Genomic DNA, 18,572 nt, shown 5'->3' on the forward strand with positions numbered 1-18,572 from the left:
GATTTCGATAGCCACCCGCATTTGATCGCGCTGCGCAGCTGACAGGCTGCACGGCAGCAGTCGATACGGTGTGGTTCAGCGCAGCGGCAAAACGTCCGGTATAATTCATCTTGGCTCGACAGGCATCTGACACCGGTGCGCGCGCAACCATTTGCCGTGCCCTTTCCAAACTTGGCTATTGTTCCCGCACACAGGCCGAAAAGCTGGTCACTGAGCGGCGCGTCACGCTTGGCGGGCGGGTGGTGAGCGACATCCTGACCTGGGCGGATATTCGCACCGACATCATTGCGGTCGATGGCATCCGGCTTGTTGCCCAGTCCAGCGTCTATCTCATGCTCAACAAACCACGCGGCATGGTGACGACGAGGGTCGATCCGGAGGGGCGGCCGACGGTCTTTGATTGTCTTGCGCAGATGGACAATCCCTTCCTCTCTCCCGTTGGCCGGTTGGACAAGGCAAGCGAGGGATTGCTGTTGTTTACCAACGATACGGTGCTTGCCCAGCGCCTGCTCGATCCCGTGACCAATGTCGGCAAAATCTATCATGTCCAGGTCAAAGGCATCGCGACTGACAGCGTGATCGCCCATATGCAGCGCGGCGTCTGCGAGGGTGGCGAGATGCTCAAAGCATCATCTGTTCGGATGTTACGCTCAGGTGGCAGAAACACCTGGCTTGAAGTGGAGCTGCGCGAGGGCCGCTACCGGCAGATCCGGCGAATGCTCAAAGGGCTGGACATGGAATGCCTTCGCCTGGTCCGGGTTGCTATCGACGATATCAAACTGGGCGACCTGGCAAAAGGATCGGCCCGTCCGCTGGACCGGCAGGAGATCGAGACATTGCGGCGGCGGACGCAGACCACGGCTTGAACAGGCGTCGCGGCGATTGAAATGACCAAAAAAAAGGGCCTCCGGTAAAGGGAGACCCCGAGTTTTGAAGGATCAACCTCCAGAGGGAACGGTTGAAGGCGATGGCCCGGGAGGAGAGGGATCGGAAACTTCAACCGTCGCCATTATGCTGACCGCGACGGCGAAGAACAACGAACGGCATCCTGCCGCTGCCTGGAAATTAAACAAATTGCCCAAAGTCCGATCCCAAGCCGCATTTTTTTACCCGTGGTGAAACAATCTTTCTAACGTTTACCCGTGCGGCGACCGGGAGATGCCTACCGTGTGGCGGTCTTGGTGCCACGCCGCGGCTCATGCCGGGCGGAAGGTTGACCACTTAAGTTGCCAGACGCGTTTTTCCCTCTGCTCCATGACCGTCAGCCTCGAATTTCCGCAACGGCGGTCACGAATAGTTTGCGGTTTCTTTTGTCTACTCGTTTTATAGACAATAATGCTCCCTCGGCCCTGACCGACTGTTCAAGGGATTTCGCACTGCGATGTGAGGACATGATGAGCCTGCTGAGACATTTCGACCGCCTTCAAAACATGAGGGATCAACTGGAAGCAAAATTGGATCTGAATGATGCAGGTTTATGCGGAATGGGCTACCGCGAGCGGCGTGATCTGCGCGCGCGCATCTCCGAAATTTCGGACGAAATCTCCGCGTTGGAGCGGTCACGCTCTTTCCAGAGCTGACGGTGGTGCGCGGTGAGGAGCAATGACATGATGCCTACCCTGATCTTGCCCGGATTGAACGGCTCCGATGACGGACATTGGCAGCGATATTGGCTGAAGGACGATGCGCAAAGCCGTTTGGTCGAGCAGGACGACTGGAAAGCCCCAAGGGTTGAGGCGTGGACGCAGCGCCTAGAAGAGGTGCTTGTTCAGGAAGGGCCGGCCTATATCGTTGCCCATAGCCTTGGCTGTCTGCTGGCCGCCAAATGCGTCGACCGGCCGGCGGCAAAGCTGATCAAGGGCGCCTTGCTGGTTGCACCCTGCGATCTCTCCACCACCGAAAATCTCCATCCCGGCGCCATCCACTTCGGCCGGATGCCAACCCGCGTTCTGCCTTTTCCAACAATCACGGTCGGAAGCCTGAACGATATCTATATGCCGCTCGAAAGCCTGTCACTTTACGGCCGTCTGTGGAAGACGCAGGTCAGAAATCTTGGCCCGGCCGGGCATATCAATATTGAAAGCGGGTTTGGCCGATGGACCGGAGGCTACGAATTGCTCTCGCTGTTGAAAATGAAAACCAAGGCGCGCAGACAGTATGATATTTCACAGTCTCAAGGCGGCGAAGCGCTTGCGGTCGAGGCGATTAAATCCGGCATGACGCACTGAGGCGTGTTGTTATATCTCCTGCCACGCTTGGTGCCGCAATCCCCCATTTCAGTTTCGGCTCAACGCCCGCAATTTACCCGGCCCTGGCAGGTCTTTGGCCGATAGAGCCGTTTGTAATTTCCCTCCTCAAACCGGATTCTTTGCTTGCGTTGATGTTCGAGTAGTTGGGCGGATGGTGCATGGGACTTTCCGGACACGGCCGGCCTGTCTGTCGAGCAACCCGTGGCGACAAATCCCATCGCGGCAACGATTGCAAAGGCCCGGCAGATCATCATCGTTTTTTGCATGCTTTTCCTCCCGCATTCCTCATGGTTGTAGAAAAGTGACGCCGCGTTTCATGAGCGCGGTCTGGACGAAATGCGTGCCATAGTTTTGCCTTCGAACGGCACGCTTTCCGTCGTGTTTGCTTAAAAGTTTATTAATCAGGCGTTCTTAGACATAGACCTTTGCTAAATGACTTCTAGATGAACGCAGTGCTCATCAAAGGTTCAGATCAGCACCCCTATTTCTAAGGCGAAGCAGTCGCTTCGTTTTCAACACCGAGGAAATCACATGAAGGCTATCGGTATCTTATTCGCATCCCTGTTCGTTGCCTCCACGGCGTATGCAGACGACATCTCCCTTGGCGTTCCAGGCTATGGCGGTAGCGGCTGCCCCTCAGACAGCGTGTCGGCGACAATCAGCCCGGATGGAAAAGCGCTCAGCCTGCTGTTTGACAACTATGTCGTTGAAGCCGGTGGCGAGACGGGCAAATCGTTCGATCGCAAGACCTGCAATGTCGCTATTCCCGTGCATGTCCCGCAAGGCCGCAGCGTCTCGGTCCTGGCGATCGACTACCGCGGGTTCAATCAGCTGCCACGCGGCGCACGTTCGCAATTCAACGTCGAATATTTCTTTGCCGGTACCCGCGGCCCGTCCTTTGCCCAGACATTCACCGGCCCGAAGGAAAAGGATTACCTGATCTCCAACAAGCTGGTGGCCGATTCGCTGATCTGGTCGGCTTGCGGCGAGGACGTGAACCTGCGGACGAATTCCAGCATTCGCGTCAACACCTCGAAAAACCAGGAGGCCATGGCAACTGTCGATACGCAGGACGTGAAAGCTGCCATCGTCTATCAGCTGCAGTGGCGCACCTGCCGCTAATACGAGGCGGATCGGGGCAGCAGCTTGATGCTGCCCCCCTGTTTTTATGAGGGTTAATTGTCATGCGTCCCCCCGTTTATCTGACTGTAAACTTGTTTGCCCTTGCACTTTTGAACGCTGCTGGCAGTCAGGCGCATGCGGCGAATGGCTGCGCTGATGGCACGTTTTCGAGTGTGACGTCGCCGGATGGCAATGCGACCAGTTTCCTGTTCGATGATTTCTCCGCAGCAGCGGGCGGCTCTTCGGGAACAACGCGGGCAACGAGCACCTGCAATCTGAGCGTTCCCGTCACCAAACCTGGCGGCTATTCCGTCTATCAGGTCGATTATCGCGGCTTTGTCACCACGCAGGATGGGCAGACAGCCACTATCGTCGCGCAACAGGATGGCAAGACGGTCCTGAACCATCAGATCACCGGTCCGCTGGAGGATGACGTTTCCGTGGGCAATCGCGTCGGCGTGTCGGGCTCGGATACGCTGGAATTATCGGTGGTCGTCGGTGCAACCGGACCGCTGGATGCGGCGGATCTTGAGGCAGGTCTCTTTCTCGATACGATCGATTTCGCCAGGCTCGGGTTCACCACCGCGCAGTCGGTGACAAATTCGGTGGATCAGCTGGCGCGCCAGAGGCAGTCGATCATGCTGGATTTGATGGACACCGCGCAAAACCTGCTCGGCCAGTCGCAGCGGTTTGACAGCGACAGCTACCTCAGCGCCTTTGGCAGCTCGGATGCCGCGGCCGGCTTCAACGGACGCTGGAACGCCGGCAATGGTGTGAGCCTTCTCGGTGGTGCCGCGATCGTGAACCCGAACAGGACAGATGTTTCCATCGATACGCTCGCCCTTCTGGCGGGCGCGGCGCGTTATACCACCCCGGAAGCACAATGGCGTGCGTTTGGCGAGGTCGGCGCGTGGGGTTCGCCAAAAGTATCGGCCAACCTGTCGCGCAGTTACCTCAACAACGATGACATGGTGTTTGCCGGAAGTGCGGTGTCCGGATCGCTGTTCAGTGCCTACGGCCGTGTCGGCGCGATCTATGCGCCCGACGATGCCAACGAAATCGCCTTTTCTGCCCGAGTGACCCGGTCCTGGCTTGATTTGGACGGTTACCGCGAAACGGCGACCGGCGATAATCTGTTTGCAGCCACGGTGAAGGGCGGCCGTTCCAAGGCCGACACCGTCAGCGCCGAAATTGCCTGGAGCCACGATACCGGAGGGCAGCTGGACTATACAGTCTCAGGCGCGATCGGCAGGACGTTTGCAAGCAAGAACGGAGCCAAGGCCTCGGTCGATTGGGTCGGCGATGTCTCGGGCAGCGCTGACGATCAGAACTTCGCAACGATCGGCGGCCGTGTCGGCTGGAAGCTCGACGATGTCTGGAAGGTCGAAACGTCGCTGTCGGCAACATTTCGCGAGCAGGACAAGCCCGATTGGAATGTCGGCGGCCAGTTGAAGGCGTCGTTCTGACGATCAATGGAGTACCGGCGTCCGCACGCGGCGGTATAGCCTGCCGCGTACGTTGCCCACGATCGTGGATTATTTGACGTCCGTGACCGTGAGTTTGCCGTCGATCCGCTCGGCGACAAATTCCACGTTTGTGCCTTCCTTGAGCTTGCCGAACAGCGCGTCGTCCTTGACGCGGAACACCATTGTCATCGCCGGCATGGCGAGCACTTTCAGCTCCTCATGGATGAGCGTCACCTTCTTTGCCTTGATGTCGATTTTCTTGACCGTGCCCCTGGTGAATTCCGCAGCGAATGCGTCTGATGTCAGGGTTGCGGCGAGCATGGCCGCTGCCGTGATTTTGAGAATGGATTTCATCGTCATTCCTCCTTGAACGCAGGTCATTTCCTGGAAACAGTCACATTGCCATGCATGCCGGCATCGTAATGACCCGGAACGAGGCAGGCGATCGTGAACGTGCCGTCATTGGTGAACTTCCAGATGATCTCGCCGGATGTTCCAGCGGCAAGCCGGATTGCGTTGGGGTCGTCATGTTCCATGTCCGGGAATTTTTCCATCATGGCCTTGTGCTCCATGACCTTGTCTTCCTGATCGAGCACGAATTCGTGGTCGAGCTTGCCGGCGTTTCTGATGGAAAAGACGATGGTCTGACCTTGCCGGACATTAAAATGGTCCGGCGTGAAGATCATCCGGCCGTCGTCCGTCTCCTTCATGGTGACACGGATCGTCTGGGTGGCCTGCGCTTTCGCACCGGGCTCGCCAACAGCCATGGTGTCGCTGTGGCCACCGGCATGCGAACCGGAGCCGAGGGCCGGAGAAGCAAGCGCTGCGAGAAACAGCGCGATGATTGCGGTTTTCATGATGTCGTCCTTTGATCGATTGCAGACATGCGTTTCAGCCATGCTTCATGGGTTTGGGGGTGACCTTTGTTTTGGCATCCCTCGCCTTGGGCGCGCCGGGAAGTTCGCCGGTCCACTCGAAGGCCTGCGTCCCCGGCGGATTTTCGTACCAGCCGGGATCGCTGTAATCGTCGGCAGCAATGCCCTCGCGGACCTTGACGACGGAGAACATGCCGCCCATCTCGATCGGGCCATGCGGACCCCATCCGGTCATCATCGCAATGGTGTTTTCCGGAATTTCCATCTCCATCTGCCCCATATCGGCCATGCCTGCGGTTCCCATCGGCATGTATTCCGGGCGGATTTTCCTGATCTTTTCCGCCACCTGTTTCTTATCGACGCCAATGAAGGTGGGAATGTCGTGGCCCATCGCGTTCATCGTGTGATGCGATTTGTGGCAATGGATCGCCCAGTCACCCGGATATTTGGCGTCAAACTCGAAGGCACGCATCGCACCCACGGGGATGTCGATGCTGACCTCGGGCCAGCGGGCCTCGGGCCGGACCCAGCCACCGTCCGTTCCGGTCACCTCGACGTCATATCCGTGCATATGGATGGGGTGGTTCGTCATGGTAAGGTTACCGGCACGCACGCGAACCCGGTCGTCCTTGGCAACCACAAGCGGATCGATCCCCGGGAAGATGCGGCTGTTCCAGGTCCATAGATTGAAGTCGGTCATTTCCATGACGCGCGGAACGTAGCTGCCGGGATCGATGTCATAGGCGCTGAGCAGGAACACGAAATCCCGATCGACGCGCATGAATGTTTCGTCCCTGGGATGGATGACGAACATCCCCATCATGCCCATCGCCATCTGGACCATTTCATCCGAATGCGGGTGGTACATGAAGGTGCCGGATTTGACGAGGTCGAACTCGTAGACAAAGGTCTTGCCGGCGGGAATATGCGGTTGCGATAAACCACCGACCCCGTCCATGCCGGATGGCAGGATCATGCCATGCCAGTGCACTGTCGTGTGTTCGGGCAGCTTGTTGGTGACGAAGATGCGGACGCGGTCTCCCTCGACAGCTTCGATCGTCGGGCCCGGGGACTGGCCGTTATAGCCCCAGAGGCGTGCCGTCATGCCCTCAGCCATTTCACGCTCGACGGGTTCGGCAACCAGGTGGAATTCCTTGACACCGTTGTCCATCCGATGGGGAAGCGTCCAGCCATTCAGCGTCACGACCGGGGTGTAATCCGGTCCTGAGGCGGGACGCACCGCTGTCTGTGTTTGCGCGGTTTCCATCATGGCAGCGTCCGGCAGCCCCATGTTGGCGGTTTTCGCCCATGCGGCACTCGATACCAGGGCAGCACCGGCGCCCAGCATTTGTCGTCTGTTGAACATATCGTCGTCCTTTCTCAGTGACCGCCGCTGCCTTCAGCGGTAGCTGCCAAATCCGGTCCGCCGCCCGCTGCCCCTACACCGCCGCCGTAAATGGCAGGCGCGAGGTTGGCTTCGGCCAACCAGAAATCACGTTTCGCGTTGACAGCGAGCAGGGCCGAACTGATCGTCTCGCGGCTGTCGGTGAGCAGTTCGAATGTGTTGGTGATCATGCCGTTATAGGTCAGCAGAGATTCCTCCTCGATATCAGCGCGGAGCGGTAAGACGCTGTTGCGATAGTGCCGGGCGATATCATAGTTCGCGCGGTAAGCCTGGTAGGCGGACCTTGCTTCGGAGCGGACGTTCACGGCCTTTTCCGCAAGCAGATTGGCGGCGCGCATATAGGCCAGTTCCGCCTTGCGCATACGCGCCTTGCCGGTGTCAAAGATCGGAATTGTAAATTCCAGCTCGATATTTCCCGTCGTATCGGCATTTTTCACGCCGTCCTCCGGTTCGCGCTCTGTCTCGAAACCGGTCAAAATTTCCAGGTCGGTGACATACCGCGTTGCTTCGGTCAGCTTGTACGACTGTGCCGTGGCATCGAGATCGAGCCTGGCCATCTGCAGATCGACCCGGCGTTGCAAGGCTTGCGCCTCGATCTGATCCTGCGTCATCAGCCCCTTGGGAAGCTGCGCAAGCCGGTTGGGAAGCTGGTAATCGATGTCCGGTCCCCAGAGCCCCATGAGCCGTGTCAGTTCCTCCTTGGCCAGACGCGCGTCAAGGCGGGCTTTGGCGGTCTGTCCGGCCAGTTCGGCATAAAAGACATGATGCCGCGCCTGAGCGCTCTTCGTCAGCGCACCCGTTTCGCCGAGCTTCTTGGCAAGTTCCGATGCCGCATCGGCTGTATCCTGCGCCTTGGAAAGCTGGGCGGCCGTTTCGCGGGCCGCCACTGCCGCGATCCACGCCCGCCTCGTATTGGCGGCAAGCTGCAAGGTTTGCAGAGCCGCGCCAAGCTGAGCTCTCCTAAATCCGGTGCCAGCACTATCAATCGCTTTCTTCCGGGTAGCGAGCGCGACGATATTGGTGGCGATCACTCCTTCCACGGACCTAAACACCGCCAATCCCGGCGTGCCGATGCCGGTCAGTCCTACACCCACGATCGGGTTGGCAAACATGGTCGATTGCCATGCATCCGCAGCCGCCTCGCCGAGACCGGCATAGGCCGCCTGAAGACCCTTGTTGTTGAGGAGAGCGATCTGCACCGCCGTCTCGGCGTCGATGCTTTTCTTGGCCAGCAGCACCTTGACCTGTTTTGCGGCTGCCTGGGCATCGTACCGGTTCTGAATCCAGACGGTATGTTTGCCCGTCGCGTCAGCCGTTGTCGTGGACACCGACGAAAATCCGGCATTGCCGTGCGAATATTGTGCCGCCTGGACGCATCCACTCAGAATGAGCGGCAAGAGAAGAACTGCCGTTATTTTCTGCTTGGTCATGGCACGTCTCCCTGCGGAGCCTGTGCCTCATTCTGGTCGCGCCATGGCTTGGGATCGGCGGGGCTTTGATGTGTATAGCCGGAGACGGGGCTGGTGTAGGTCAGCGGACGAATATGCGCCGGCGAGCTGGCGGGATCGTCCGCAGCACCGACATCGGGAGGTGACGTGGCAGCGCAACCGCTCGCAAGGAGCGGCAGGGCGACCACCAGAAATTTTCGTTTCATGGTGTAATCCGAACAGGAGATATCTGCTGCGCTGCCGGCAGTGAAGCACGTCAGCGCGTTGAGGCCCGTGAGGACGGGCGGCCCAGTTCAGAGACTTGGAGGGCGGTACAGGGAATGGATTTCACCGAACCATGGCTGGTCATCGGTGAATTCACGGATCGGCGATAATACCGGTGCACCTAAGGTGTTGGTTGAGGCGATGATGGCGAGACCGATGCAAAAGCCCTTGCAGCATTCCTGTTCGGCCGATTTCGAGGCGTCGTCGTCGGCAGAGGCTGTTTCACGATGATCGTGCGCGCTCATTTGGGCGACGTCACCATGCTGCATGACGTGAGGCATCTGCGCCGATGCGCCAGCAGATGAGTGGCCATGCATCGCCGCCGTTGCTGTCGATAACGAATATCCGGCAAGCGACAGGACGATCGCCAGTCTGATCAGAATCAGCAATGTCCTGCATAGGATTCGATACATCGCGTCCAAGCTTCACGGCTGCTTGCCGCAGCTGTCTCGACCAAAGTTTCCCCGGGAAAAGCCTTGCCCGAATAAGCGTGGCAGGCGTTTTCCGATTCGTCCCATTGGTAAAGGTTCCAACACTGGCAAGGTCAAGAGCCGTCGTCGATCAAAGTTGAAGCGGGCCAACGACTGGGCGTATGGCTATAGCAATTTCAGTTGTAGTGCGCACCGATTTCTGCCTTTTCCAAACGCCATGTCGCTGTCCGTGAACTGAGCTTCCGTCACATACCCCTAAAATTTCACTGAAAAGATGCTTGACAATCATCCGGTATAGAGATCAATTCCTATTTACCGGATACAGAATACGATATACCGGACAAAGGCTGGGAGGCCTGTCTTAACAGATTTATGAATGACCGCGCACGAATGTGGCTGATGCGAAGCCGTGTTCAAAAGCGCAAGCAATTCCGGATTGAAGACTCGAGACAAGTTCAAATCAAAAAAGGGGAACTTAAATGAGTGACAAGTTGACGACGACCCGCAGAAATGCGTTGAAACTGTTTGGTGCCGGCGCAGCTGTTCTTGCAGCGCCTTATATTATCCGTCCGCGCGCTGCCTGGGCTGAAAACGGCATCTTGAACGTAACCACTTACGACAAGTTCCTGCCGCAGGAATTTCTGGAGAAGTTTCAAAAGGACACCGGTATCGAAGTCAGAATCCGCCTGACCGACGACCAGGGAAAACAGTACAATCTGCTGACGGCTGAAGGTGCCAATCCCTCAACCGACATCGTGACGGTTGCCGGCCACCGCTATTCGCAGTTCATCAATTCAAAGCTGCTGCAGCCGCTCGACACCGGCAAGATTTCAAACTGGAAAAACCTCAACACCGCCTATCAGGACGCCCCCTGGGCGCGCATCGACGGCAACCTTTGGGGCCTGCCGATCCTGGCCGGATATGAGGGCCTTGCCCGCAACGTCGATTATGTCAAGGAAGCGCCGAGCTGGGAGATTATGTTCGACCCGGAATATAAGGGCCAGACATCCTACATCGTCAGCGATTTCATGACGATTGCCATGCAGTATCTCGGACATGACGGCGACTTCGTCACCTATGCCGACAAGCCGGACATCGCCCAGAAGGCCACCAACGAAGCCCGCGACTTGCTGATCAAGCACAAGGACATGGTTCGCAAATATTACGATGCCGGCTCCGAAGTGCAGCAGATGTTCATCAACGAGGATATCTATCTTGCGCATTCGTGGTCCGGTCCGGCTGCCAAGCTCATCATGGACGGCCACCCGATTCAATTGTCGGTTCCGAAGGAAGGCACGTTCGGCTTCTGCTACACGCTGAACGTCGTCAACAACGCACCGAATGCCGAGAATGCCTATAAGTTGCTCGACGCAATCCTGGCGAGCCCGGATGTCGGCGCGGCGATGACCCGCCAGTCGGGCTACAGCTCGACAATGAATGGCGTTGGCGACCTGCTCAACGACCGTGAAAAGCTCGCGTCCACGCTGCCGCAGGAAGAGGTCGATCGCATCATCTTCTTCTCGTCGGTCAACCGTGACATGAAGAACGAGATGATTGACCGCGCGACTGCAGAGGTCAAGGCGGCCTAATCAGGCAAAGCCTCTATCGGCCCCACCCTGTTCCGGAGCACTCGCGTGATCTCCGGGCAGGGGTGGCCACCGGCCTCCAACAACGCGCAATGACTGACCGCCGGCAAGACGGCGGTACAGGCCGATCTGCGCCAACCGAGATTGTTTGATGGTGAATAGCAACACGATAGCCGGGGATGCGGCAGGGCGCGGTGCGTCCATACCCAAATATTCGACCCGCATAGCGCAGATCGTCAATTCCGCACTGTACCGGCATACGCTGGGCGCTGCGGTCGAGTCGCGGGTCGGCCGCGTCATCCTTCTGGCCGGCGTGCCGCTGATCTGGTTGATCATGCTGCATATCGGCCCGATCTATCAGATGCTGAAGATCAGTCTTCTCTCCCATTACCCGATCCAGCCGGGCGTGGAATCGCATTTTACCCTGGCCAACTATGCAATCTTCTTCCGGGAATCGCTTTATTTCACGCCCTTGATCAAAAGCTTCGTCTTTGCAACGGCTGCAACGGCCATCACATTGGTCGTCGTCTACCCGGTCGCCTATTACGTTGCCAAGATCGTCAAGCCGGAAGGCCGGTCAAAAGCGCTGTTGCTGCTTCTGGTACCGTTCTGGGCCGGCGAACTGATCCGCACGTTTTCGGTGATCATGCTTTTGGCCAATCGCGGCGCCGTCAACGTGCTCTTGCGTGAGATTGGCCTGATCGACCGGCCCATTCCGATGCTCTACACATCGTTCTCGCTCGGCTTCGGTTTGGTCTATCTGATCTGCCTTTATATGCTTTTGCCGCTGTATTCGGCGATTGAAAAAATCCCCACCCAGTATCTGGACGCAGCTTCCGACCTCGGGGCCGGACCGTTCACGCGCTTTCGCAGGATCATCCTGCCTCTGTCCAAGGACGGCATCGTGTCGGGCTGTTCGCTGGTGTTCCTGACCTGCATCGGCGTCTTTGCAACCCCGATGCTGCTCGGCGGTCCGAACACCGTATTGTTTCCCGAAACGATCAGCGGCTTCTTCCATGGCGCCAGTGACAAATGGCCGGTTGGTGCGGCCTTCGCGCTGATCATGCTGGTGACGGCCCTGATTGCGGCCGGGATCTTCATGCGCCTTGTCGGCGGCAAGAAAAGGAGTGCGTTCTGATGCGCAACATGGTTTCCGACGCGCCGCGCACGACGCTGACGGCGTTCTACTGGGCCTTCATTCTCTATTTGCTCCTGCCGCTTACCCTGATGATGGCGATGAGCTTCAAGGATGCCAATTTCGTCGCCTTTCCGATCGGCGATTGGACATTCGATTGGTATGTGAAGGTGATGCAGGACAAGCAGTTCCTGGAGGCCTGCCTTTACTCGATCATGATCGCAGCCGCCGCAACGCTTGCCGCAACCACGCTCGGCACATGGATTGCCATGCTGATCGTCGCCGACGGCATACGCGGCCGGACGATCATCTTTGCTCTCGCCTGCCTGCCGGCCGTCGTGCCAGGGATGATTTCGGCGATTTCGTTGCGCATCTTCATCTCGACGATCGATATGCCGACGGGAACGGCGGCTATCATCCTTGGCCATACCGTCCATGCGGTGCCGTTCGTCGTGGTGATGGCACTCACACGCCTTCGCTCCATGCCCGGCAATCTGGTCGATGCGGCGCGGGATCTGGGAGCCGACAATATCGTTGCCTTCTTCCGCGTCACACTTCCTTATCTGGGGCCGGCGCTGTTTGGCGGCATGATCTTTTGCGTCCTCCTGTCGATCGACGATTTCGTCCGCACGTTTTTCCTTGGCGGCTATCGTCCCACGCTGCCCATGCTGATCTTTGCCAAGGTGCAAGGCGGCATGTCTCCTGAAATCAACGCAATGGCGACGATTGTCCTGGTGGTTACGGCCGCCGTCGGATTGTACGCCGAATTTATCACCCGCCGCGCGAGGACCCGCTGATGGAACCCGTCGTCCAATTCGACAATGTCAACAAGAGCTACGGCAAGCATGTCGCCGTCGATAACCTGAACCTCAGCATCGAGGCCGGCAAGTTCGTCACGCTGCTCGGACCCTCCGGCTGCGGAAAGTCCACCTCGCTGCGCATGCTCGGCGGCTTCGAGACGCCGACATCCGGCCGCATCATGCTGAGCGGCAAGGATGTGACCCGGGTCCCGCCCAACAAGCGCAACGTGAACATCGTGTTCCAGGATTACGCGCTGTTTCCGCATATGAGCGTCGCCAAGAACATCGCCTTCGGCCTCGAACTGAAAGGCTTCGACAACCAGCGCATCCATCGCCGGGTGTCGGAATTGCTCGAACTCGTGCAGCTGCAGGATTATGCCCATCGCCTGCCGGCGGAACTGTCCGGCGGCCAGCGCCAGCGTGTTGCGCTCATGCGCGCTTTGGCACCGGATCCGGACGTTTTGCTTCTCGATGAGCCGCTGTCTGCACTCGATGCCAAGCTGCGCCAGCAAATGCAGATCGAGCTCAAGGCGATCCAGGAGCAGACCGGCAAGACCTTCATGTTCGTGACGCACGATCAGGAAGAAGCGCTGACAATGTCCGACACGATCGTGGTGATGAACAAGGGCCGCATCGAGCAGATGGGTGATCCCAACACGCTCTACGGCCGGCCGGGCTCCGTCTTCGTGGCCAATTTCATCGGCGAGACCAACCTGTTGCGCAGCACGGTGATTAGCTCCGAGGGTGATGTCGCCGCTCTCGATTGGAACGGCGTCACCATTACGGCCAATCCCGGCGGTCTTGCGCCCCGGCATGGCGAACATCTCTATGTGGTTCTGCGGCCGGAGGCGATCCACTGCTCGGCGGGCGAGCCCACAAGCGGCAACCGCATCAAGGGCAAGATCCGCCAGCGCGTGTTCAAGGGCAATCACACCTCGATGACGGTCGAGGTTGCCGGTGGCGCCTTGCTCAATACGCTGGTTCATCCCAGCGATGTCGCCCAACTGAGCGGTGAAGACATCTGGCTGGGCTGGAAGCCCGAAACCACGACGGTCATTCCGGACCGGCACGCTCAGAATTGAGCAATGGCGGCCCGCATCGCTTCCGGTGCGGGTCTCAAGGCAGGAAGGCGGCCGCTGCGAACCATGGGTTCCATCGGCAGCGGAGGTGAGACCCATGTCCTATAATGTACAGACACCGCTCCAGTCTGCGGCTAAGAGCCTGCAGGAACTGGAACAGCGTGTGCGCGACGATCTTGCCTGCCTGTGCTATCCGCCGGCAAACTGGGTTGTGCCGACGGCCGCTGATGGCGGGGAGACGGTTCACGATGTCGTCGTCATCGGTGGCGGCATGTGCGGTCTGGTCGCCAGTTTCGCGCTGATCGGTGCCGGCATCCAGAATATCCGCATCTTCGACCGCAATCAGCCGGGCCTTGAGGGCCCATGGCTGACCTATGCCCGCATGGAAACTCTGCGCTCGCCCAAGCAACTGACCGGGCCCGCCTATGGCATGGCGTCGCTGACCTTTCGCGCCTGGTACATTGCCCAGTTCGGCAACGAGGCCTGGGCCAGCCTTGATAAGATTCCGCGCCCGATGTGGATGGATTATCTGCGCTGGTACCGCAAGGTGCTCGCCCTGCCGGTTGAAAATGGCGTCGAGGTCAAGACGATCCTCCCGGAAGGCGAGCTGATGCGCCTGACGCTTACGGGCGAAGGCACCACGGAAACATCGGTGCTTGCCCGCAAGGTCGTCATGGCGACCGGCCGTGACGGAATGGGCCATCCGAGCATTCCGGACTTCGTCAAAGACCTGCCGCAAAAATACTGGGCGCATTCCGCGCATGATATCGATTTTGCGGCCCTGCGCGGCAAGCGGGTCGTGGTTGTCGGCGTCGGCGCCTCTGCCGTCGATAACGCCGCCGAGGCGCTTGAGGCGGGAGCGGCGGAGGTGCGCCATCTTATCCGGCGCAAGGAAATGCCCTGCGTCAACAAACTGATGGGTATCGGCTCGTTCGGCTTTACCGCTGCCTTTCCGCAACTGGATGACGCCAGGCGCTGGCAGATCATGAACTATTCGCTGCGCACCCAGACACCGGCCCCCAGGGGATCGACGATGCGCGTCAGCCGGCATCCAAACGCCTCGTTCCATTTTGACGCGGCCGTCGAAACGACGGAACTCGATGGCGACGAAATTGTCATCAACACATCGCAGGGCAAGGCGGTCCGCGCCGATTTTCTCATTCTCGGGACTGGCTTCGGCGTCGATCCGCTGGCGCGCAAGGAGCTTGACGGTTATGCCGGCAAGATCCTGTTATGGCAGGACCGTTACACCCCGCCGGTGGGCGAAGAGAACGCGTATCTCGGCAAATTCCCCTATCTCGCCGATGATTTCACCTTTCTTGAGCGCGAGCCCGGACAGGCGCCCTGGCTTGCCAATATCCACAGCTTCAATTCCGGTGCGGCTGCAAGTCTCGGCAAGGTCAGTGGCGACATTCCCGGCATCAGTGAAGGGGCGGCGTGGCTGGCGCGTGAGATTGCAGCCAAGCTCTACACCGAGAATTTCGACCAATATTGGCAGCGGCTGCTCGATTACGACACGCCCGAATTGCGCGGCGATGAATGGACAGCCTCGCCTCTGCCGGACGCGCCGGCCTCGCTGCCCGCAAGCAGGCTTAGGAGATCATGAAAATGGTAGAAAATGAGGACGTGGTTGCCGCGATCGCCGGCATCGAGCCCGGCAGCGCCTTGGCAAACGTGGTGGCGGGCAGGGCCGATATCATGGGCTTGACGCAACAGACGCATGACGGCGCCCTGACACCGGAACATCCCGGCGGGTTGTCGCATGCCGAGCGCGCAGCGCTGGCCTTGCGCATCGCAAAGATCAATGACCACAAGGCCTTTGAGGACCATTTCGAAGCGATGCTCGACAAGGCGGGCGCGCCTGATGCCGCCGCCCGTCTGGCCGACATCTGGTTCGACGGCGGCAGCGATCTGCGGGCGAAAGCGCTCATCCGGCATGTCGATCTGGTGGCACATGCGCCGAAGAACGCAACGCGCCGGGATATCGAATTGCTGCAGGAGGCGGGCATTGCAGATGCCGATATCGTACGGCTGTCGGAGCTTGTCGCTTTCGTCAGCTATCAGATCAGGGTCGCCGTTGGCCTGCAATTGATGCGGGGGCTGGTATGAGCAACATCGTGCACGACTTCACCACCGAGATCCCGGTCTGGAAGCCCTATGTGGCCCCGCTCGATCTTGCTGAGGCGAGCGCCGAGCAGCTGGATGCGCTGAAGATCACGCCGTCCAACACCAAGGTTTCGGATTACGTTCTGGTTCTTGCCCATGACGTCGAAACCCTGAAACACAGATCGCCGCTGTTCAACGCGGTCATGTACAATCGTGGTGGCCTGTCGCGCGCCGAACGTGAAATCGGCGCGGTCGGCGCGTCCATCGTCAATCGCTGCATCTATTGCGCGGCAGTTCACGCCAGCCGCTACAATCAGCTGACCAAGGATGAGGATGTCATCGCTGCTATCTTTTTAGACGGTGTGGATGCCGAGATCGATCCGCGCCTGAAGGCGATCCTGTCCTTTGCGGTCAAACTTTCCAAATGCCCTCCCGAGGCAAATGCAGCCGATATGGCAGCGCTCGTGGAGGCCGGGCTGGGAGAGGACGAAATCCTCGATCTCATCCTGTCCACATCTCTGTTCGGATGGGCCAACCGGCTCATGCACACACTTGGCGAGCCGGTCAAAGATTGATTGGCACGGCGCGTACTGGTTCGGCAAAGGGGGAAGAAGCATGCTGTCCATCAATCCGCCCGAAATCGGGCCACGCCTGCAAGCCTATCGGAAAGAGTTGAATCTGACGCTTGCGGAGCTTGCGGCAATGTCGGGTGTTTCTCGCTCGATGCTGTCGGAAATTGAACGCGGTAATGCCAATCCGACCTATGGAACGCTCTGGCATCTGACCCGGGCGCTTAAGATCGATCTCAACAGCCTGATCGGTGGCGCCAGCGAGGAGCGCGGCGGTGGATCGATCATCGATCTGCAGCCCGGCAATCTGACGCCGACCATCCGCAGCGCCGATGGAACCTGCACGCTGCAGATCCTGTCACCGGCCAACATGGTTTCGCTGATCGAATGGTATCTCCTGAGTTTCGAAGCCGAAGGCGAGCTGGCAAGCGACCCTCACGGGGCAGGAACCATCGAGCATCTGCATTGCACCAAGGGCGAAATCGTCGTGCGCAGTGCAGGCAGCACGATGATCGTGCGGGCAGGCGAGACGGCACGCTACGCCGCCGACGTCCCCCATTCGCTGAAAAGCGTTGGGCCGATCGGCGCCGGGGCATTTCTGGTGGTGGCATCCGGAGATGTCGCGCCCAATACGCAGCGGACATCGATACGTCCAAAATAATGACCGGGTTTTGGCCGGTTCGACAGAGTGAGCAGAAAAGGAAGTTATGATGCGGGTAGGTATTGTTGGTGCGGGTTCGATCGCCTTTGGAACGGCCGTCCTGGTCGAGCAGCAGGGACACAAGGTCACCTTGTGGTCGCCATCGGGCGAGCGCACAAAAGCCCTTTCAGCCGGCGAGCCACTGATCGCAGAGGGCGCAATCCAGGGCACGTTCCACCCCGCCGTCGCGGCCACTGCCGCCGAACTCGTTGCCTCCGCCGAAGCGCTGGTCATCGCGCTGCCGGCCTATGGTCACAAGACCGTGCTTGACGCCATCGCGCCTTACGTGACGCAGGAGCAAACGGTCATCTTCAGCTCGCATGCCTCCTTTGGCGCGCTTTATCTGTCGCGCCTTCTCGCCGAGCGCGGCATCGTTGCCACGATCGTTGCCTGGGGAACGACGGCAGTGTCCGGACGGCAGCGCAGTCCGACATCGGTCAATGTGAACACGGTGCGAAAACAGGTCGATATCGCAACCGTGCCGGCCTCGCGCAGCACGGCGGGTCTCGCCGTTTGCAAAGATCTGTTCGGCGACCGTTTTCTCGATCGCGGCAGCCTAATGGCGATTGCGTTGTCCAACCTCAATCCGCAAAATCACATGGGCATCGCGCTTGGCAATATGACGCGCATGGAGCGGGGCGAAAGCTGGAGCCAAGGGCAGAATGTCACGCCCAATGTCGGGCGACTGCTGGAAGAGCTCGACCAGGAACGGATCGCGATCGCCAGCAAGCTCGGCCTTGATGTGCGCAACATCTTCCAGCATTTCCATCTGTCGTTCCATGTGCCGGTCAGCTCCATTTCGCAGATGAACCAGGAGATGCACGACGCCGGCAATGGCGGCAGCGGTCCGACAACGGCCGACAGCCGCTACGTGACAGAGGATGTCCCCTTCGGCCTGGTGATGACGGCTAAGATCGGACGCCTGGCTGGCTATCCGGCAGAGCTGCACGAAGCAGGCGTGCGGATTTTCTCGGCCATGTATGGCCGCGATTTTACCGCCGAGAACGATCTTCTGAATGCCCTCGATCTGGATGCAATGTCGTTGGAAGCATTGAAGGACCTCTGCCAAAACGGCTTTGCCGCGGCTGCCTGATTGTCGTTTCGGCAGCACAGGGCCGAAGACTGGCGATGATGGGGGGAGAGTGACGCTCCATCATCGCACATGATCACATTCCCAAAGCTGGTGCGTGACAAGCGTTACCGGCGCAAACAAGGCTGCATCTGTAATGAGCAACGCATTTTTGTCCCATCTCTCCACCGAACTTTCCGGGTTAAAATCCTCCGGTCTTTACAAGACCGAGCGGGTGATCGTGTCGATGCAGGCGGGGGAGATCGAG

Annotated in this window: 20 protein-coding genes; 14 read left to right on the forward strand and 6 right to left on the reverse strand. The window is 59.0% G+C overall.

From position 1 onward, the window contains the following. Positions 1-110: 110 nt before the first annotated feature. The 5 genes from ASD32_RS08695 (at position 111) to ASD32_RS08715 (ending at position 4,837) form a co-directional block, all read left to right on the forward strand. Positions 111-866, forward strand: a complete 756-nt coding sequence (locus ASD32_RS08695) for a pseudouridine synthase (protein ID WP_060637591.1) — start codon at positions 111-113, stop codon at positions 864-866. Between the two features lie 525 nt (positions 867-1,391). Then, the gene (locus ASD32_RS08700) at positions 1,392-1,580 is read left to right on the forward strand and encodes a hypothetical protein (protein WP_244490132.1); all 189 of its coding nucleotides are present in this window, start codon (positions 1,392-1,394) and stop codon (positions 1,578-1,580) included. 27 nt (positions 1,581-1,607) lie between these two features. Further along, positions 1,608-2,228, forward strand: coding sequence for an alpha/beta fold hydrolase (locus tag ASD32_RS08705; RefSeq protein WP_060637593.1), 621 nt, complete (start codon positions 1,608-1,610; stop codon positions 2,226-2,228). Positions 2,229-2,780: 552 nt separating this feature from the next. Next, on the forward strand, positions 2,781-3,371 hold the full coding sequence (locus tag ASD32_RS08710; protein ID WP_060637594.1) for a DUF4360 domain-containing protein: 591 nt from the start codon (positions 2,781-2,783) through the stop codon (positions 3,369-3,371). 62 nt (positions 3,372-3,433) lie between these two features. Next, positions 3,434-4,837, forward strand: coding sequence for a DUF4360 domain-containing protein (locus ASD32_RS08715; RefSeq protein WP_060637595.1), 1,404 nt, complete (start codon positions 3,434-3,436; stop codon positions 4,835-4,837). 69 nt (positions 4,838-4,906) lie between these two features. Here ASD32_RS08715 and ASD32_RS08720 read toward each other — a convergent pair whose 3' ends face one another. The 6 genes from ASD32_RS08720 to ASD32_RS08745 all read right to left on the reverse strand — a co-directional run bounded on the left by ASD32_RS08720 (position 4,907) and on the right by ASD32_RS08745 (position 9,218). Then, positions 4,907-5,191, reverse strand: a complete 285-nt coding sequence (locus ASD32_RS08720) for a copper-binding protein (protein WP_060637596.1) — start codon at positions 5,189-5,191, stop codon at positions 4,907-4,909. Positions 5,192-5,214: 23 nt separating this feature from the next. Continuing rightward, entirely contained in the window at positions 5,215-5,694 is a 480-nt protein-coding gene (locus ASD32_RS08725; RefSeq protein ID WP_060637663.1) for a plastocyanin/azurin family copper-binding protein, read from the reverse strand. A gap of 34 nt (positions 5,695-5,728) precedes the next feature. Then, positions 5,729-7,078 carry a copper oxidase gene (locus tag ASD32_RS08730; protein WP_060637597.1) on the reverse strand — a complete coding sequence of 450 codons (1,350 nt, stop codon included), beginning with the start codon at positions 7,076-7,078 and terminating at the stop codon, positions 5,729-5,731. A gap of 14 nt (positions 7,079-7,092) precedes the next feature. Then, positions 7,093-8,547, reverse strand: a complete 1,455-nt coding sequence (locus ASD32_RS08735) for a TolC family protein (RefSeq protein WP_060637598.1) — start codon at positions 8,545-8,547, stop codon at positions 7,093-7,095. Next, entirely contained in the window at positions 8,544-8,771 is a 228-nt protein-coding gene (locus ASD32_RS08740) for a hypothetical protein (protein WP_060637599.1), read from the reverse strand. The genes ASD32_RS08735 and ASD32_RS08740 overlap by 4 nt, the downstream gene beginning before the upstream one ends. Positions 8,772-8,858: 87 nt before the next feature. Then, positions 8,859-9,218 (reverse strand): hypothetical protein, encoded by a 360-nt coding sequence (locus ASD32_RS08745; protein ID WP_244490133.1) that lies wholly within the window; start codon positions 9,216-9,218, stop codon positions 8,859-8,861. 521 nt (positions 9,219-9,739) lie between these two features. Between ASD32_RS08745 and ASD32_RS08750 the strand changes: the two genes are divergently transcribed. From ASD32_RS08750 to ASD32_RS08790, 9 genes are all read left to right on the forward strand, one after another. Continuing rightward, positions 9,740-10,849, forward strand: a complete 1,110-nt coding sequence (locus ASD32_RS08750; RefSeq protein ID WP_060637601.1) for an extracellular solute-binding protein — start codon at positions 9,740-9,742, stop codon at positions 10,847-10,849. A 148-nt stretch (positions 10,850-10,997) separates the two neighbouring features. Next, a complete protein-coding gene (locus ASD32_RS08755) occupies positions 10,998-11,984 on the forward strand; it encodes an ABC transporter permease (protein WP_060637602.1) in 987 nt (328 codons plus the stop codon). Beyond that, positions 11,984-12,778, forward strand: coding sequence for an ABC transporter permease (locus ASD32_RS08760; protein ID WP_060637603.1), 795 nt, complete (start codon positions 11,984-11,986; stop codon positions 12,776-12,778). The genes ASD32_RS08755 and ASD32_RS08760 overlap by 1 nt, the downstream gene beginning before the upstream one ends. Next, the gene (locus ASD32_RS08765; RefSeq protein WP_060637604.1) at positions 12,778-13,863 is read left to right on the forward strand and encodes an ABC transporter ATP-binding protein; all 1,086 of its coding nucleotides are present in this window, start codon (positions 12,778-12,780) and stop codon (positions 13,861-13,863) included. The genes ASD32_RS08760 and ASD32_RS08765 overlap by 1 nt, the downstream gene beginning before the upstream one ends. A 94-nt stretch (positions 13,864-13,957) precedes the next feature. Then, positions 13,958-15,466: an NAD(P)/FAD-dependent oxidoreductase gene (locus ASD32_RS08770; RefSeq protein ID WP_060637605.1), complete on the forward strand. Its 1,509-nt coding sequence runs from the start codon at positions 13,958-13,960 to the stop codon at positions 15,464-15,466. Beyond that, positions 15,463-15,969 carry a hypothetical protein gene (locus tag ASD32_RS08775; protein ID WP_060637606.1) on the forward strand — a complete coding sequence of 169 codons (507 nt, stop codon included), beginning with the start codon at positions 15,463-15,465 and terminating at the stop codon, positions 15,967-15,969. The genes ASD32_RS08770 and ASD32_RS08775 overlap by 4 nt, the downstream gene beginning before the upstream one ends. Further along, the gene (locus tag ASD32_RS08780; RefSeq protein ID WP_060637607.1) at positions 15,966-16,541 is read left to right on the forward strand and encodes a peroxidase-related enzyme; all 576 of its coding nucleotides are present in this window, start codon (positions 15,966-15,968) and stop codon (positions 16,539-16,541) included. The genes ASD32_RS08775 and ASD32_RS08780 overlap by 4 nt, the downstream gene beginning before the upstream one ends. A gap of 40 nt (positions 16,542-16,581) precedes the next feature. Further along, entirely contained in the window at positions 16,582-17,196 is a 615-nt protein-coding gene (locus ASD32_RS08785) for an XRE family transcriptional regulator (protein ID WP_082546701.1), read from the forward strand. Positions 17,197-17,245: 49 nt separating this feature from the next. Next, on the forward strand, positions 17,246-18,328 hold the full coding sequence (locus tag ASD32_RS08790; protein WP_082546705.1) for an NAD/NADP-dependent octopine/nopaline dehydrogenase family protein: 1,083 nt from the start codon (positions 17,246-17,248) through the stop codon (positions 18,326-18,328). Positions 18,329-18,572: the final 244 nt, after the last annotated feature.

This window comes from Rhizobium sp. Root483D2 (assembly GCF_001426685.1).
Classification (GTDB): Bacteria; Pseudomonadota; Alphaproteobacteria; order Rhizobiales; family Rhizobiaceae; genus Pararhizobium; species Pararhizobium qamdonense.

Excerpts from the sequence above, each read along its gene's own strand:
- ASD32_RS08715 (WP_060637595.1), top strand. The coding sequence starts at position 3,434 with ATGCGTCCCCCCGTTTATCTGACTGTAAACTTGTTTGCCCTTGCACTT.
- ASD32_RS08730 (WP_060637597.1), bottom strand. The coding sequence starts at position 7,078 with ATGTTCAACAGACGACAAATGCTGGGCGCCGGTGCTGCCCTGGTATCG.
- ASD32_RS08725 (WP_060637663.1), bottom strand. The coding sequence starts at position 5,694 with ATGAAAACCGCAATCATCGCGCTGTTTCTCGCAGCGCTTGCTTCTCCG.
- ASD32_RS08755 (WP_060637602.1), top strand. The coding sequence starts at position 10,998 with ATGGTGAATAGCAACACGATAGCCGGGGATGCGGCAGGGCGCGGTGCG.
- ASD32_RS08790 (WP_082546705.1), top strand. The coding sequence starts at position 17,246 with ATGCGGGTAGGTATTGTTGGTGCGGGTTCGATCGCCTTTGGAACGGCC.
- ASD32_RS08760 (WP_060637603.1), top strand. The coding sequence starts at position 11,984 with ATGCGCAACATGGTTTCCGACGCGCCGCGCACGACGCTGACGGCGTTC.
- ASD32_RS08775 (WP_060637606.1), top strand. The coding sequence starts at position 15,463 with ATGAAAATGGTAGAAAATGAGGACGTGGTTGCCGCGATCGCCGGCATC.
- ASD32_RS08770 (WP_060637605.1), top strand. The coding sequence starts at position 13,958 with ATGTCCTATAATGTACAGACACCGCTCCAGTCTGCGGCTAAGAGCCTG.
- ASD32_RS08705 (WP_060637593.1), top strand. The coding sequence starts at position 1,608 with ATGATGCCTACCCTGATCTTGCCCGGATTGAACGGCTCCGATGACGGA.
- ASD32_RS08740 (WP_060637599.1), bottom strand. The coding sequence starts at position 8,771 with ATGAAACGAAAATTTCTGGTGGTCGCCCTGCCGCTCCTTGCGAGCGGT.
- ASD32_RS08735 (WP_060637598.1), bottom strand. The coding sequence starts at position 8,547 with ATGACCAAGCAGAAAATAACGGCAGTTCTTCTCTTGCCGCTCATTCTG.
- ASD32_RS08750 (WP_060637601.1), top strand. The coding sequence starts at position 9,740 with ATGAGTGACAAGTTGACGACGACCCGCAGAAATGCGTTGAAACTGTTT.
- ASD32_RS08710 (WP_060637594.1), top strand. The coding sequence starts at position 2,781 with ATGAAGGCTATCGGTATCTTATTCGCATCCCTGTTCGTTGCCTCCACG.
- ASD32_RS08720 (WP_060637596.1), bottom strand. The coding sequence starts at position 5,191 with ATGAAATCCATTCTCAAAATCACGGCAGCGGCCATGCTCGCCGCAACC.
- ASD32_RS08765 (WP_060637604.1), top strand. The coding sequence starts at position 12,778 with ATGGAACCCGTCGTCCAATTCGACAATGTCAACAAGAGCTACGGCAAG.
- ASD32_RS08700 (WP_244490132.1), top strand. The coding sequence starts at position 1,392 with ATGATGAGCCTGCTGAGACATTTCGACCGCCTTCAAAACATGAGGGAT.
- ASD32_RS08785 (WP_082546701.1), top strand. The coding sequence starts at position 16,582 with ATGCTGTCCATCAATCCGCCCGAAATCGGGCCACGCCTGCAAGCCTAT.
- ASD32_RS08780 (WP_060637607.1), top strand. The coding sequence starts at position 15,966 with ATGAGCAACATCGTGCACGACTTCACCACCGAGATCCCGGTCTGGAAG.